This window comes from Helicobacter trogontum (assembly GCF_000765905.2).
GTDB classification, from domain to species: domain Bacteria; phylum Campylobacterota; class Campylobacteria; order Campylobacterales; family Helicobacteraceae; genus Helicobacter_A; species Helicobacter_A trogontum.
This window is the reverse complement of record NZ_JRPL02000031.1, coordinates 1-15,420: the sequence shown is the minus strand read 5'-3', so window position 1 is coordinate 15,420 and position 15,420 is coordinate 1. Positions and strand designations below refer to the sequence as shown.

The window sequence follows — 15,420 nt, the reverse complement described above, 5'->3', positions numbered from 1 at the left end:
TAACGGCTCTTTATTAGAATCTAAAAGTATATAATCCTCACAGAAAAAGAGGGCTTTAAGGAGGTGTAAGGGAGAATTTGGTGTGAGAGATTCTATATCTTTGGGATTTATTTTTTGGATATATGCTATCTTTGGATTTGTAAATGAAACAATAGGAATGGGCTTATAAGAATTAAACTCCGTATTGGTTTTTTGGATATTGTGGTAAAGCCTTTGTATTTCTTGTTGCAAAGATTGTGTTTTATATTCCTGATTTTCATTTTGTAGAAAGCTACACATTATCACATCTTGGTTAAAAAGATTTGTATAGTTTTTATCATGACTATATAAAGAGCAGATATTGTTGTTGAGGGTTTTAAAACTTGGGTAAAATTCATGGATTGTGCTAAGAGCTTTTGTGGAAAAAATTGTTGAAGCAAATAATGTTTTTGGAATTGCATTTATGCTCTGTTCCGCAATAATCTTCAATGGTTGGGATTCTATTTTTGTCCCAACCTTGCTCCCTACTTTTATTGTGGAAGATATTCCGGATGTAATCATAAAAGAACCAATATAATACATTGGCCTTTCTTTGATGTCTTGTGTCAATATTTCCTTTGCTACTATTCTAGCCTCTTCATTATTCTAAAGAGTTTCTATACCTCTCCAAAATATTTTTACTTCCTCAATAGCTTCTTGTTGATAATAATCTTTTAACACAACACTACCGTGTTGCCAATCTCGTAATCCAGAGATTCTTCCCAAAAAATCACCAAAATTGTAAGCAGTAGTCCAAAAAGAAGCAACCCCTTTGGCAAGATCACTTAAGTGGTCTGTAAAGTCTTTATTGTTTTTTGCCATTTTCATCCTTTATCAAAAATTTCAAGAAATCCAGCAATAAAAGCTAGTGCTATAATAGATAACAGCAAAATACCTAGCCAATATATAAGTGATTTTTTACGCTTGTGTGTGGGGGTTTGCGTTATGTATAATGGGATTATACAAGCTATTATGCAATTTATAAAACCTAGCAACAAAAAAGATAACATAAGGCTTAAAATAAAAGATATATTTTTATTAAAGTCAACATGTAGTGTATGAATCAGTATATTCATAAAGATTCCAAGAATAACCCAAAGCACAATGCCTAATCCTAAATTCTCATAAAATGAAGAGAGGGCTTGAATAGTTTTACTTGTTTTATAATATGTGCCACAATGGCTACATTGTATAATTTCACCTACCTTTAGTGTATAAATATTCCAAATATTCTGTAATTTATTAATTTTAGTCCCACATATTTCGCATTTTTTATATAAAAACATTATATTCCTTTTAGCTTGCTAGATCAATTTAATATTGTAACATACTTTTAATTCATTATCTTCTAGTATTGGATGAAGCATTGCAGTGCTTGTTAGAGAATCTATAGGGGTGGATTCTTTTTGTGTCTGCTCTCTTTGTGTTTGTTCTCTCTCTCTAGTATTTCTTTAGATTCTTTAGAGTTATATTCTAATTTGATGTTAAGGCTAGAATCAATAAGAGAATAATTAAGGAGGGTTAGGGTATTGCTACCTAAAAATACTTGGAGGGTGCTTAAGGAATTGTTAGAATCTCTATTGTTGCTTATAGATTCTATAGAGTTAGAATCTGTTTCACCGATTAAGTGATAGATGGGTTTAGATTCATCTAAGCCTAGATTGCTATCTTTAGAATCTAGCTCACCAAAAAATAACGGATTATTAGGAGATTCTTTAGAGCCTAGTAATAATTGGGAACATAAAAATATTTGAGTGTTGCTAGAATGCAAAGAATCTAAAGTAAGTTTAGATTCTTGATTATAATCGATATGGGATTCTTGATTGCTATATTCTGCGTTATTAGATTCTGTATATCTTTGTTTATAGTTCGTAATGAGAGATTCTAACTCTTGTACATCTAGCATTGTATTATCTTTTGTAAAAATATCTATTCTTTCATTGTGGATATGGATAAGGTTACTCATTGAAATATGTAAGGTGTTAGAATCTAATTTATCTAAAAATATGATTCTTTTAGATTTGTCTTTAGATTCTAAAATAAGATTTTTAGCATTCTTAGCATTTCTTTTATTCACTCTTTTTTGTTGTGTGTATTCTCTTTTGTTTAGAATCTAATCCTTGCAGTTCTTGCTCTAGCTCTTGTTGTTGTTTTTGTAATTCCTCTGCTTGTTCTTGCTTAATGGGTTGGTAGGTTTTATACAAAGCTTTTCTGGCTTCAAGGTATGTAGTGCTTAGAGAATTTTTGCCATATATAAAAATGTTTGCAAAGTTAGATTTATAGCCTAGTATCTTACTAGCATTTTCTTGTGTGATAAAACTTTGTTTATCTTCATCATAAATAGCAAAAGGCTTGCAAGTGTATAAAGCTCTAAGCAAATGGATAGGGGAATCTTTTGTGAGGGAATGAATAGTCTCTAGGTCCAAAGGTTTAACAAAAAAGTTTTTATCCTGATTTCTGATATTAAAGAAATTTTCGCTCACAATATTTTCTTGTTCTTTGGCTATGTAGTGTAACTCATAATGTAAATCATCATATTGCATAGCTGTCCTTTATCTCAATAACATTAATTGTTCCCAACCACACCAATAGCAATCTATCATAGGGGTAGAATCTTCTGTAATTCTGGATTGCACCAAAAGCTCGTCATAAATATTTTTTATGGATACTAAAATAATCAACCACCCAGCTACATTCGTTATTTTCATAGCTTTTAAAGCCCCTTTTACTGCCCCACTTCTTTTGAAATCATCAAATTTTGTTATCAATTTAACAGCATCAAGCTTTAATTCAATGGTTTCACTAGGGAGTATATGATTACCAAATTGTTGCATTATCGTTTCTGTATCTGCTATATCTATAGTGTAGATTCTATAAATTTCACTTTGTTGTAGAGCAGGTGGTAGTTCTTTATGACTATTTGGTAGATATGCAATGAGATTATCGACTGCTTTACTTAACTCTTGATTAAGCGTAAAGACTTCGGTATTAATAGTATGTGGGATAAAGCCATCAAGGTGTATTTTTACAAAGATATTTTTTCCTATCTCTGCTTTATGGATTTCAGAGAAAAGCAAACTCGCTCCTAGCTTTGCGGTTTGGGAGTTATAAGTATTAAAGTGCTTTTCTAAAAACTCTCTTTGTAGATATTGTGGAATCTTGTCTTGTATTTCTTTATCATTACAGACAAGCAGTCCTTCATCTAATTTCACATTATTTTTAAGTCTCTCATCAACTTGAATACTTACAAACTCATCAAGATTGCTATCATAAACACTAAAGTCAAAGGCAACTTGTTTTGTTATTTCATTAGCAATATTAACAGCCATATTGACATATTGTGTTGTGGTATTTTGTGTTACTCCTGTGGCATTAAAGGTATAGACTTTATTAACTTTATCAGGAAAAGAGAGGGCAAAAAGCTGGGCAAGATACCCACCAAATACATGTCCTGTGATAGTAAGCTTTTTATCTTGGATAATGGGCTTTACCTTTTTATCATAGAATCGCAACAAACTTAAATAATAATTGATAGATACCTTGCCTCGAATAATCTTTATTCCAGACTTCACAGCATTCACAAGATTCCAATTAATCCTAAATATATCAATGCCCCTTATAGCTAGGATATATTCATTATCCTCTGTATCATAGAATAAAGTAGCAGAAAACCCTGTATTATTGTCTTGGCTAAAGGCTAAGACTTCAAATCGTGTAATGAAGTGATTGGCTTGAGAATCACTAAAACCGACATTGTATTTTTCAAAGATAAGATATTGAGATTCACTAAGGGCTTGGTGGTAGGTGGGATTGTCTTCATTGTTATTTGCTCTTTCTTTAAAAATTTCACTATTTCTATTACCAAACTTTCTTTCTTCATTCCCAAACATTCCTTCATTAAGCCCCTCACTATAACTCGCCCAACAGAGTTCAGCATATTTGACTAATTGCATATATTGTTGCATTCTTGTCATTTTAGCCACCATCTTTGTTTGATAAGTTCTTTGGTTTTGTTTATGGAAGCACAACCAATTATTCTCTCACTTTTGGGAATCATACCTATATCTATCCAAAGATATGTTTTATGTTTTTCAAAGAGATTTTCTGTTCCATATTCATAATAATAAACTTCCTTTACTTTTATTCGCCAAGATTCTTGTGTTAATTCTGTTTTGAGGTCAAAACCATAGCCTGTAGTTTGTATTCTCTCATAAATCTCCTGATTATATATAGTAGTCGTATCACCCCCATCCTCCTTGCACAACCTCTCAAATTCCCTAAAGCTAGGTTGCCACTCAAGTGGGACAAAGCTAAAGCCAAACCAAGAAAGCATAATAAGCGGATAAGGTAAGGCTAAATAAAGCTTTTTAACTCTTAGATTCTTTTTAAAGATTTTATTAAAGCTATATACGCAGAATCGTAAAAAAAGATATACCCATATACAAGAGAGAATAAAAAGTGTAATCCAACCAAAAAATGGAAAAGGAATAAATGTAAGAATATAAAAGAATTGTATATTTAAAAGAGTTAAAAAGAAAAGTAGGGAATATTTAATAGAGGCTTTCATTATGTGATTTTCCTTTATGTATACTATTGTCTTGGTTAAAGGCTAAGACTTCAAATCGTGTAATGAAGTGATTGGCTTGAGAATCACTAAAACCGACATTGTATTTTTCAAAGATAAGATATTGAGATTCACTAAGGGCTTGGTGGTAGGTGGGGAGGTCAATATTTTTATCTTTTTTAAACGCTTTATTTCATCATCTGTATAATATTCCCCTCGCTCATTAAAGCCCCATTTCTTTTCTTTATTACCATACATACCACTATTTAGCCCCTCACTATAAGAAGCCCAACACAACTCGGCATATTTAACTAACTGTATATATTTATACATTTTATTCATTTTTTACCCTTGTATTATGTCAATATTGTCTTCAGCGTTCTACAACATCTTGCTTGTGCTTAACTCTCGTACAACTCCATACCAAACAAATAACAAGCACAGGTATAAAAGTGCCTAGCAAGAGATTGAGTAAAAGTATTTTGTAGCGTGATTGATGATTACGCACAAAAGCAATGATTATAGGTAAAAAATATACAAACAATATCAAAAGCCATATCGGCGATAACATAATCATTTCATTTCCTCTTTTCTTAAATTTATAATTTCGTATATCTCCGCAAGTCATTGTTCTTATTCTTGATGATTGGGCGACCAATGCTGAATCTAGCCATTCATAATTTACTATTTTTCTAATCAAGCGTTCTGTCCCATCGTCGTTAATGTAGTATGTATAATCAACATTTCGTGTTATAAAAGCCCATACGAGAAAACTGCTGATTTTTTCTCTACCAATCTCTGCTTTATCTTGCTCATATTGCTCATCTAGTTTGCGGTCTTGCTCTAAACGCAAGGTGCTTGCCTCATCAAACCACACTTGCCCCAATGGATATTTTTGCTTTATTTCCTCATATTTTGGTTTATACGCTTTGTCTAACTCTGCAATTTTATCATAGTATAGCTTTATGTAAGCTTCATCACTCATACTGCTTTTATCCATTTGACAGAGTGTGTCAGCAATCAAAAAGTCAAGCCTATATTCATAAGGCACAAGAGAAAAAAATAAACCAAGTCCCCATAATAACGGGATATGGCAAAGCTAGGTAAAGCTTATTAATTTTTTTATCGATTTTAAAAACCTTAAAAGCTGCATAGGTAACCCAATATGCATATATATACACCCAAAAACCAGCAATAATTAAAATGGGTATCCACCCTAAAAATGCAGAAGCAAACAAGCAACAAAAAGTAAAGATTATGAGTAAGCCATATAGTAATGCGTTTTTGATATATTTCCAAATATTTCTAGGTTTTTGTGGCGGTCGTGGTAATAAATTTGCATTATGACTATCCATATCATTACCTCCAAAATCAAAATCTAGCATATTGAATCCAGCCCAAACATTCCCTCATTCAAGCCTTCACTATAAGAAGCCCAACAGAGTTCAGCATATTTGACTAATTGCATATATTGTTGCATTCTTGTCATTTTAGCCACCATCTTTTATGTTGAATTGCCCTATATTCTTGTATATCTGGACAAACCATTTCTCTTTCATAATGTGGAATCATACCAATATCTGTCCAATAATAATTGTAAAACTTTGCAAACAACTCATCACTATCCCTGTCGTACCAAAAAACCTCTTTTTCAACCAAGCGATAGTTAATCCTTTTATAATTTGCCTTTTCTTTTGGATACTTGTTAGAATTATAGTATTTATTTTCCAAAATCGTATCATAAACAACTTCTCTAGAATCGCTTTCTCTACACAACCTCTCAAATTCCCTAAAGCTAGGTTGCCACTCAAGTGGGACAAAGCTAAAGCCAAACCAAGAAAGCATAATAAGCGGATAAGGTAAGGCTAAATAAAGCTTTTTAACTCTTAGATTCTTTTTAAAGATTTTATTAAAGCTATATACGCAGAATCGTAAAAAAAGATATACCCATATACAAGAGAGAATAAAAAGTGTAATCCAACCAAAAAATGGAAAAGGAATAAATGTAAGAGGATAAAATAAAATAATATTAAGCCAAGTTAACAATACAAGCAAACCATACTTAAAAGTGTTTTTCATCGTTTTCCATAATTGTTTTTTGGAGGAGATGGAGTGCCTAGTAAATCAAAGTCTATCATTATATTGTTTCCTTAGTCAATTCATAATGGCATCGTGTCAAAGATACTGCTTCTTAAGCCCACTAAATCGATATTATATTATTATAGTATAAATCTATACATTGCAACACATTGAGTATCTTTTTTAATAAAATCCATTATACCTACATCCTCATTCCCTACCTCACCTCCAACCCTCACTCTCTCGCACCCATTAGGTGCTAGTAATACTTTGCCTTGTATGTTAAGTAAAGATATTTTTGTATTGTCCCCATTTTTTCCTTCCCCTATGTTACATTCCCTCATGTAATCTCTGCCTAAATCTATAAATCTCCCATAACCATAGTCTAATTCTTCTTTCTCTCTTTGTTCTTTTAAAAGTTTATTTATGAATTTAGGCATAGTTTTTGGCACAATAAGCAAGTATTCATAAATGGTGTAGGCAATTCTTAGAGTAAGGATTCTATAACTAAAGAATATAAGATTATATATCTTGCTTATATCTTGTAGTATTGGTGTAAGAGTAGGATTAGAATCTAATCTAGCATAATCTGTGTTTTTAGATAATGGAGGTAGTATTATCTCTAGTGTATCATTTGGCGTATAAAAGCCACTTTGTGAAGAAATGTATTGTTCTTTAGATTCTCTATTTTCATAAGTGCTTGGTGTGAAGTAATATTCCTCTAAATCTCTATAAGGCGTAATAAGAGTTAAAAAAGGAATAGTTATATCTATTTGAGAGCTTAAAGCTTCTTTACTTTGTGCCCTTGCATTACTAGGAGCTGGAGCATTTATCTTAAAAGTATTTTCTTTAGGAGTGCAAATAATAGGAAATCCTTTATCACTCATTACTCCACTTATACATAAATCTTGCATGATAGGATAATCATCATTAAACTTTTTTAATCCTCTTGCATTTGGGAGTATAGTAGCTACCATAGTGCAAGGTCCTCCACTTAGCAATGGATTAGTGCAGCCTTGTATAGAAGAGTTTAATAAATCAGATTCTAAAATCATAGGAATACCTTTAGATTTAAAAAGCTTCCCTTTATTACTCTTTAGTTTTACTACTCCATTATGAGGACATTTAAGTTCATTATCTTCTAGTATTGGATGAAGCATTGCAGTGCTTAAAGGTTTTAATTGTTCTTTGTGTTGTTTTTGTTCTCTTTGTATGATAGCTTTATCTTGTTTTTCTTTAGATTCTTTATTTGTGAGTTCTAGTTTAATATTTAGAGTAGAATCTAAGAGAGAGTAGTTTAAAAGAGTAAGAGTAGAAGCATTTAAAAAGATAAGAAGTGTGCCTAGATTATTTTCTTCATCTTTGGGTGAGAAGTGATAAGTTGGTGTATCTTGTTTAATGGTATTGTCTTTATCTAATTGACCAAAGAGAAAGGGATTAGTTTCTATTTCAGATGAGCCTGTGAGGAGATGAGAGTAGAAAAAGATTTGAGTAGAGGGAGAGTTAAGAATATCTAAACTCATAGGCGAACCTTGTTTTGTATTATCGCTCTCTGTATTTGTATTCATATATTCTTGCAGTAGAGATTCTAATTCTTGTATGTCTAAGTAAGTTTTATCTTTAGTGAATATGTCTATTTTATTGTTATGGATATGGATAAGGTGAGAAAGGGAACGGGAAGTATCTAAGAAAATGATTTGAATGCTTTTGTCTTGGGATTGAAAAGTATAGAAATTATTATAAAAGTTAAAGGTTTTATTTTTTTTAACAAATTCACGCTTTTATAAAGTGCTTTACGGGCTTGTAAGTATTCCTCGCTTATGGAATCTTGGTTGGAGAGGAAGGAGAGGTAGAAAGAGGATTTGTAAGTGAAAGACTTTTTATTGACAATGGCTTCTTTATTTTCATCAAGCAAGATATAGTCTTCACACTGATATAGGGCATTGAGTAGATGAATAGGGGAATCTTTTGTGAGGGAATCTATATTATTTTGTGTGATATTTTCATAGATTGTTTTTTTGTTATAAAATTCCTTGCTTATATTGTTTGGATTCATAGTAGTTTCTTTCACTTAAAAATAAATCTTCCTATTGGATTTTCAATAATCTTATACATTTCTTTTTTAATTTTATTTTTTAGTTCTTTAGCAATTTCATCTTTTAAATCTTCATACCACTGACCACTAAAAATATAATCTGTAAAGTTTAAGAATCTCTCTTTTTCCTTTTTTAAACGAACATAAACATTTTCATAAATAAAACGAAGTAAAATTTCAGATTGATTAGAAATCCAAATAACCAAACCAATAGCAACAGCGAATACAGCGAATCCAACTATCGCTCCCACGATAGTCATTGAAGCAAAATAGCCTGCAACAGTAGCAGCTATTGCGAGGGCTATGCTTGTCCCAGCTCCAAAAATAATAGTTTCTATTATTTTCCCACCTATCTTAATGATAACTCCCTCTTCACCATTGATTTGATATTCAAGTATTAAATCAATGATTTCAAAAGGTAATCCTGCTTTTTTAACAATAATTTTTATAGGGGTGATGATAGGTTGAAGAATAGGATATTGTTTGCCTATAGATTCAATGTCATTTGTTCCCATACTCAAACCATCTTTAAAAAACTGAAATTTTTCTTGCATTTCTTTCTTTTCCCTAATAACCTCATTTCTCTTAATAATTTCCTTAGGGATTACTCCCTCTTGAAGCATTACTTCTTTTACGCCGTCATAGACTTCTTGATTTACGGTATTATTGTTTTCATTGGCATTCATTGAGTTTATCCTTGATTATATTGTGTAAATTAAGTAAGCCTTGCAAATTCTCATCAAAAGCATCTCCCTGTCTCTCTTTTGCTGTTTTATATGTTTTATTTTCGCCTTGTAATTTTTGATAGGCATCATAAAATTCCATCAAAGCATTTGATATTTTTTCTTTATTAGGCAAAGCACAAACTTGCTCTTGTGTGAAAAAATATATAATACCAAACATAAATTGCAGTTGAATAAATCTCTGTTGAAACATATATCGTTCAAATTCTTCATCTTTGAGTGCCAATCTATCAATAAAAAAAGATATTTTTTGATTCTTGTCTAAAAATTCCATAAACATATTAATATTTTCTGGCATATAAGTATTTTTATGATATTCTTGATAGGCTATATAAAGGTTAAAATACTCGCTATGGGTTTCACTTTTTGATAAAAAAGATTGCAAATACCATTCACTTAGTCCCACAAAAGAACTTGCAAGCAAATCAATCTCAAAATCATCAATATATTTAAAAAGCTCTTTTTGGCTTTTATGGAGCTTGCCCGCAATATCATATTGTTTGTAAGATTCTAAAAATTCTTTTTCATCACTCACATAATTAATTACTACCTTTATCTGTTTGTTTTCCTCTGCAAAACTAAAGCGATACCACATTATCAAACCCAAAGGTCTATGCAAAAACGAATAACCCAAAGCAAGGGTGAAGATGATACTAAAGATAATGACTTTATTTCTTGTGCTTTTGTGATACCATTGTAGAAATTTTTGCATTGTTGATACTTCTTTTACATTTTCTGTAATTATATAGTTAAATCTTGCATTATAGGATAATCTTCATTATGCTTTTTTAATCCACGAGAGTGAGGAAGTATGAGTGCTACTTGTGTGTAAGGTCCTCCACTTATAGGAGGATTAGGACAACCTACAATAGAGCTATGTAATAAATCAGATTCTAAGACTAAGGGAATACCTTTAGATTTAAAAGGCTTCCCTTTATTACTCTTTAGTTTTACTACTCCATTATGAGGACATTTAAGTTCATTATCTTCTAGTATTGGATGAAGCATTGCAGTGCTTGTTAGAGAATCTATGGAGTTAGAATCTCTTTGTATCTGCTCTCTTTGTATTTGTTCTCTCTCTAGTATTGCTTTAGATTCTTTAGAGTTACATTCTAATTTGATGTTAAGACTAGAATCTAGGAGGGAGTAATTAAGGAGGGTTAGGGTATTGCTACCTAGAAATACTTGGAGGGTGCTTAAGGAATTGTTAGAATCTTTATTATTGCTTGTAGATTCTATAGAGTTAGAATCTATCTCACCGATTAAGTGATAGATGGGTTTAAGAGTATCTAAGCCTAGATTACTATCTTTAGAATCTGATGTGCCAAAGAAGCATTCATAACCTAAACTCTTAGATTCATTACCACCTGTAAGAAGGATAGATTCTAAAAACACATATATTTCATAGCTATATACATCTTGTAAGCTTATATCCCTGTATGCTTCATTTTCTTGTAAGTTTTCAAAGATGATGTTATGGATTGTTTTGCAATCTAGGGTTGTATTATTGTTTATGCAGTTGATATGAACTATTTGTTTTTCTTTATGTATTGAAATATAAAAACCATTCTCTAACATTCTTGTTTCCTTATGCTCCCTTAACTGCTATCATTGTTGCTTTACCACCATAATACAAGCCTTGTATGATTTTGCAATGACTTCCTAGTGAGGTTTCGCACCACTTATTATGCACTGCTCTATATACACTTGAATTATATCCATAGATTGAACCTAGATTGTCTTTGTTTTCTATTGTTTGATTGTTTTTATTTATGATGATAAAGTTTCTATATTCTGCAAGACAAGCTTTATATCCTACATTATTTATATTATTGATATAATCACATTTTTTTCTTATCTCAGCAAAGTATTCTTTATCTAAGATACTCATATAGTATCCATCATTTGAAAGTGTAGTGATAAAGTCTATTATAGATTCTTTGGGAATAATGGGTTGCATAGAGCTTGTATAATACGATTTACCTTGCATTGATAGTTCCTGATCGCTTTTACCAATAATCACTGCAATCCTGCTTAAAAATATTTCTAAAAAATCCATTTCTTTAGGAGAATCCCTAAATGGTGTAAATGGTCCATTTTTTATCTCAAAACTTCTTTTGTTATTCTTGTTTGTTGTTATTACAAAAGTTTCTAAATGAATCTTTATATCATTCATAAATTTATTGCAATACTCTATACACTCACTAAGGCTTTTATCTTTGACTTTATCGTAATTAGAATCTAATTCTAAAAGATAGGAATAGAAGTAAAGGACATTTAGCATTGGGGCTAAGAAATGTGAGTTTGATAACTCATTCCCAAGATAGATAGGATAATAATTCCCTGCTATATCTGTGCCTAAATGCTGGATAAGATTCACATAAAAGGTTGTATCACTCATATGTTTTTCAAAGTCAAGTAGATTTGTGGCTTCTATGTGATAGTGGTTGTTTTTGTCTAGTGGATAGGGCATATACTTGCCCTCTCTAGATTCTGAATCTTTTATATTTTTAATGAGGTATTTAATAATGCCACTATATTTTTGTAGTTCCTTTGGTATCCAAGTCGCATACTTGATATTAATCGTTAAAGATAGTAGCCCTAAAACCGCCATAACCTTTAAAGTAGTAGGCGATTTTGTTAAAAGCTTAAAGCCTATTTTTCTTGCGATACCTACACCACCAACAGCATAGGTAGCAGTCTCAAAACCACTCAAAAGATTATCGATAAAGTCCTTATTCCAAGCTCCAAGTAATCCGGGAGAGTTAAATGTGTAGAGTTCTGCTACTCTATCAGGATACATAAAGCAAAAGCTTTGAGCTAAATACCCACCTAGCGAATGTCCTACAATAATTAGCTTTTGTTTATAATCTAAATGCTTTTTAATTTGCTCCCCATAGAATCTTGCTAACTCATAGCACTGCATAGGGATACCATTTCTAGCAAGGGTTATATCAATGGATAAATCCTCAAGGGTTATCTCTGTGCCACGAATGGCAAAGATATATTCTGAATCTTTAGAAGTAGCCTTTGTATCATAAAATAAAGTAGCACTAAAACCTGATTGACTAAAGAAAGACTCTAAAGAAGTATGGTGGAGGAGCTTAAAACGATTGACGAAGTTTTTGGTGCGGGTGGAGAGGGTAGCAGTGGCAGAGACATTTTTAGGGTCATTATTGATTGTAGTGTCTTTGAAAGTTCCCTTTTCTATCACGACATCTTGCATAAATCGTGCTTCGATACAGCGGGCATAGGCGGTGTTTGAGCTTGGCAATATTTCTCGTCCATTTAGGTATCTATCGTTTTCTTTTGTTTGATTCCCAAGTCTTATGTCATCTGCTTCGTTCCACTTATCCGAATCAAAAAAAGCGTCTATATTCTCAAACACATAATGCAATTTTGCATACGCCGCATCCGCACACTCTGCATAATCTTTGAATTTATTAATCATTTCTTTATTGGTTGCCATTTGTTATCCTTAAGTATAAAATGCGTATTGAAGCCACAAGTTAATATTTTGTGCTCATTCAGTCCAAATCCTGCTCCCTCATCGCCACTTAACCATAAGCCATAGTTATGGTATCCAATATCTATTCCTTGATAAATGAGATTTTTCTTACCATTATTGTCTATATAGAAATATTCATAATTTATATATTGAATAATCCTGCTATATTTTGTAGGTATTATTTTTTCATTTTCATATAATCCATAACCGCTTCTTAATTGTAATCTATAACCATTTGACAGATGAGCATTATAATTTGTTTTTTCTGTCTCCTTATATAGCTTTTCATCATAGATGTAGTATCCACTCTCATTTTTACACATATCCCTTGCCACATAATACTGCCAATCCATATATGTAAAGCTACACCCACCAACGAAAAATAAAACTACAAATACTACCGCAAGAAATATTATAATTTTCCTCAGTGTGAAGTATTTTTTAATGATATTCATTACATATTCTCAAACACATAATGCAATCTTGCATACGCCGCATCAGCTACCTCTGCCATATCCTTGATTTTGTTATCATTTCTTTATTTGTCATTTTTATCCTTTTTTATAAAAGTATTTGTTTCTTTATTGTAGTAAAATACATTATCCCTATTACAAAGCCATACAGATTCATCGCCACCTTTAAATCTAAATCCCCCACCTTCATCACCAATCAGCCATAAGGCATAGGTATCATACTTATAACATAAATAATAACTTATAATATTTTTTTGTCCGTTCCCATCAACATAAGAATATATTAAATGTTTCCCACTTTTTATTCTGCTATCAATTTTATCTATATCAGCCTCATATTCATAAATTACTTTATATCCATTTTGTAGGATTTTGCCCACTCCTATTCTCCTTGCCTCTCTATCCAACTCTTCATCAAGCACATATAATCCACTTGTATCGTTTTCAAGTTTTCTAAGCTTGTAGTATTGCGGGTCAAGAAATTGTGTATTACCCCCGCTAAATACAAGTATTACTATAAGTATTACTACCAAGATTTTAAAGATTAAATATATCATTCTCATACATATTCCCTAGATTTGAATATAGAATCCTTATTATCATACACATAATGAAACATCGTATACGAAGCATCAGCTAAATCCGCATAATCTCTAAATTTCTTTATTAGTTCTCTATTTGTTGCCATTTTTACTCCTTCACCAAGAATGTATTGTTTCTATTAAAGCATTCCAATATCTCAGAGCTTTTCATTTCAAAACCTCTGCCTTCATCTCCTGTCAAAAATATACCATAATTCTTATATGCAAAGTTTCTTTCAAAAGAAACTACATAACTCTTATTTTTGGTCATATCGTAATAATAATATTTTCTGTCATCAAGTTTATAAATACGACTATTTATTGATTGATAACGCTCATACACCGTTTTACTAAATTCCTCCATCTTGCGTGTGTATTTGTTATCTTGTAGATTATGTGTAATCATATCTTCATATAATTCCTTATTGACTATATAAATCCCACTCTCATTTTTTACACAAATTCTTAACTTGATACCACTGCCAATCCATAAGTCTAAACGAACATCCGCCCACAAAGAATAATATCACACACAAAGATATTAGGGAGATAAGGATTCTCTTTAGTGTAAATATTTGCTTAACTTTTAGCATTATCATTTCCTACTTTCATACACAAAGTCTAGCATCGCATAGCTTGCATCAGCTACCTCTGCATAGTCTTAAATTTATTAATCATTTCTTTATTTGTCATTCACATTTGCCTTTTTCATAAATTTTCTATCTATTTTACATCTTAATTTCAACTCTTGAATAAAACTAAATGTTCCTCCAGCCTCATCACCTCTAGGTTCAATTTTATATGCTGACATACCATAATCTAGACTTTCTCCTACTAATTTATTATCAAAATATAATTCATATTGTTTTTCTACCAAAGAAAGTATAATTTTATTAGTCGAACTTATTTTTGTTTGTATGTTATCCCGTATATACCTTAAGTCCTCTGGGATAATTTCTTTGCCTGTATAAGTATCAAATTTATTTAATTTCTCATATAAATCTTCATCATAAATAATTTGATAACCATTTTTATTGCAAAGGTAGTATCCAAAATATATTTTTGGGTCAATAAATATTGTCGAACACCCACCTATAAAAAATAATATAAAAAATAAAGATATTAGGAATATTAAGATTCTCTTAATTGTAAAAATCTCTTTAAATCTTAACACTACCAATCCTTATTCTCAAAAACATAATACAACATCGCATAACTTGCATCAGCTAAGTCGACCATATCTTTCATTCGCTCAATTAATTCTTTATTTGTCAGCACGCCATTCTCCTTTAACCCATTTTCCTTCAATAAAGCTACCATTTTCTTTATTATAATAAAAAATATTGTCCTTCAAGACGA

21 protein-coding genes and 1 pseudogene are annotated in these 15,420 nt (G+C 31.3%); all 22 read right to left on the bottom strand.

The genetic code is table 11. From position 1 onward, the window contains the following. Positions 1-540: pseudogene (locus LS81_RS12105) on the bottom strand (hypothetical protein); the annotation flags it as partial. Positions 541-624: 84 nt separating this feature from the next. Further along, a complete protein-coding gene (locus LS81_RS12100) occupies positions 625-840 on the bottom strand; it encodes a hypothetical protein (RefSeq protein ID WP_034347907.1) in 216 nt (71 codons plus the stop codon). A gap of 2 nt (positions 841-842) precedes the next feature. Beyond that, a complete protein-coding gene (locus LS81_RS09410) occupies positions 843-1,304 on the bottom strand; it encodes a hypothetical protein (RefSeq protein ID WP_034347908.1) in 462 nt (153 codons plus the stop codon). A gap of 101 nt (positions 1,305-1,405) precedes the next feature. Continuing rightward, positions 1,406-2,095: a hypothetical protein gene (locus LS81_RS09405; protein WP_138069905.1), complete on the bottom strand. Its 690-nt coding sequence runs from the start codon at positions 2,093-2,095 to the stop codon at positions 1,406-1,408. Further along, positions 2,088-2,561, bottom strand: coding sequence for a hypothetical protein (locus LS81_RS09400; protein WP_104696518.1), 474 nt, complete (start codon positions 2,559-2,561; stop codon positions 2,088-2,090). Before LS81_RS09400 ends, LS81_RS09405 begins: the two co-directional genes overlap by 8 nt. 9 nt (positions 2,562-2,570) lie before the next feature. Continuing rightward, positions 2,571-3,992 (bottom strand): Mbeg1-like protein, encoded by a 1,422-nt coding sequence (locus LS81_RS09395; RefSeq protein WP_104696519.1) that lies wholly within the window; start codon positions 3,990-3,992, stop codon positions 2,571-2,573. Further along, positions 3,989-4,585, bottom strand: a complete 597-nt coding sequence (locus tag LS81_RS09390; protein ID WP_138069903.1) for a hypothetical protein — start codon at positions 4,583-4,585, stop codon at positions 3,989-3,991. The genes LS81_RS09395 and LS81_RS09390 overlap by 4 nt, the downstream gene beginning before the upstream one ends. Before the next feature lie 42 nt (positions 4,586-4,627). Then, positions 4,628-4,924 carry a hypothetical protein gene (locus LS81_RS09385; RefSeq protein ID WP_104696578.1) on the bottom strand — a complete coding sequence of 99 codons (297 nt, stop codon included), beginning with the start codon at positions 4,922-4,924 and terminating at the stop codon, positions 4,628-4,630. Positions 4,925-4,955: 31 nt separating this feature from the next. Further along, positions 4,956-5,582, bottom strand: coding sequence for a superinfection immunity protein (locus tag LS81_RS09380; RefSeq protein ID WP_161976762.1), 627 nt, complete (start codon positions 5,580-5,582; stop codon positions 4,956-4,958). 40 nt (positions 5,583-5,622) lie between these two features. Then, positions 5,623-5,967: a hypothetical protein gene (locus LS81_RS09375; protein ID WP_052096668.1), complete on the bottom strand. Its 345-nt coding sequence runs from the start codon at positions 5,965-5,967 to the stop codon at positions 5,623-5,625. A gap of 100 nt (positions 5,968-6,067) precedes the next feature. Continuing rightward, positions 6,068-6,661, bottom strand: a complete 594-nt coding sequence (locus LS81_RS09370) for a hypothetical protein (protein WP_104696577.1) — start codon at positions 6,659-6,661, stop codon at positions 6,068-6,070. A 140-nt stretch (positions 6,662-6,801) separates the two neighbouring features. Continuing rightward, positions 6,802-8,229, bottom strand: coding sequence for a hypothetical protein (locus LS81_RS12095; protein ID WP_237022225.1), 1,428 nt, complete (start codon positions 8,227-8,229; stop codon positions 6,802-6,804). 116 nt (positions 8,230-8,345) lie between these two features. Then, positions 8,346-8,732 carry a hypothetical protein gene (locus LS81_RS12090; protein WP_237022224.1) on the bottom strand — a complete coding sequence of 129 codons (387 nt, stop codon included), beginning with the start codon at positions 8,730-8,732 and terminating at the stop codon, positions 8,346-8,348. Further along, complete coding sequence (locus LS81_RS09360; protein WP_034347350.1) at positions 8,729-9,442, bottom strand: hypothetical protein; 714 nt, start codon at positions 9,440-9,442, stop codon at positions 8,729-8,731. The genes LS81_RS12090 and LS81_RS09360 overlap by 4 nt, the downstream gene beginning before the upstream one ends. Further along, a complete protein-coding gene (locus LS81_RS09355) occupies positions 9,429-10,211 on the bottom strand; it encodes a hypothetical protein (protein ID WP_034347351.1) in 783 nt (260 codons plus the stop codon). Before LS81_RS09355 ends, LS81_RS09360 begins: the two co-directional genes overlap by 14 nt. 29 nt (positions 10,212-10,240) lie before the next feature. Next, positions 10,241-11,077, bottom strand: coding sequence for a hypothetical protein (locus tag LS81_RS09350; protein ID WP_237022223.1), 837 nt, complete (start codon positions 11,075-11,077; stop codon positions 10,241-10,243). A 10-nt stretch (positions 11,078-11,087) separates the two neighbouring features. Continuing rightward, a complete protein-coding gene (locus tag LS81_RS09345) occupies positions 11,088-12,968 on the bottom strand; it encodes an alpha/beta fold hydrolase (RefSeq protein WP_052096501.1) in 1,881 nt (626 codons plus the stop codon). Further along, on the bottom strand, positions 12,947-13,462 hold the full coding sequence (locus LS81_RS09340) for a hypothetical protein (RefSeq protein WP_104696575.1): 516 nt from the start codon (positions 13,460-13,462) through the stop codon (positions 12,947-12,949). The genes LS81_RS09345 and LS81_RS09340 overlap by 22 nt, the downstream gene beginning before the upstream one ends. A gap of 83 nt (positions 13,463-13,545) precedes the next feature. Next, entirely contained in the window at positions 13,546-14,043 is a 498-nt protein-coding gene (locus LS81_RS09335; protein WP_052096499.1) for a hypothetical protein, read from the bottom strand. Next, a complete protein-coding gene (locus LS81_RS12375) occupies positions 14,040-14,168 on the bottom strand; it encodes a hypothetical protein (RefSeq protein WP_267892517.1) in 129 nt (42 codons plus the stop codon). The genes LS81_RS09335 and LS81_RS12375 overlap by 4 nt, the downstream gene beginning before the upstream one ends. Before the next feature lie 2 nt (positions 14,169-14,170). Continuing rightward, positions 14,171-14,578 (bottom strand): hypothetical protein, encoded by a 408-nt coding sequence (locus LS81_RS09330; RefSeq protein WP_158659436.1) that lies wholly within the window; start codon positions 14,576-14,578, stop codon positions 14,171-14,173. A 165-nt stretch (positions 14,579-14,743) separates the two neighbouring features. Next, a complete protein-coding gene (locus tag LS81_RS09325) occupies positions 14,744-15,235 on the bottom strand; it encodes a hypothetical protein (protein ID WP_034345495.1) in 492 nt (163 codons plus the stop codon). Between the last annotated feature and the right edge of the window lie 185 nt (positions 15,236-15,420).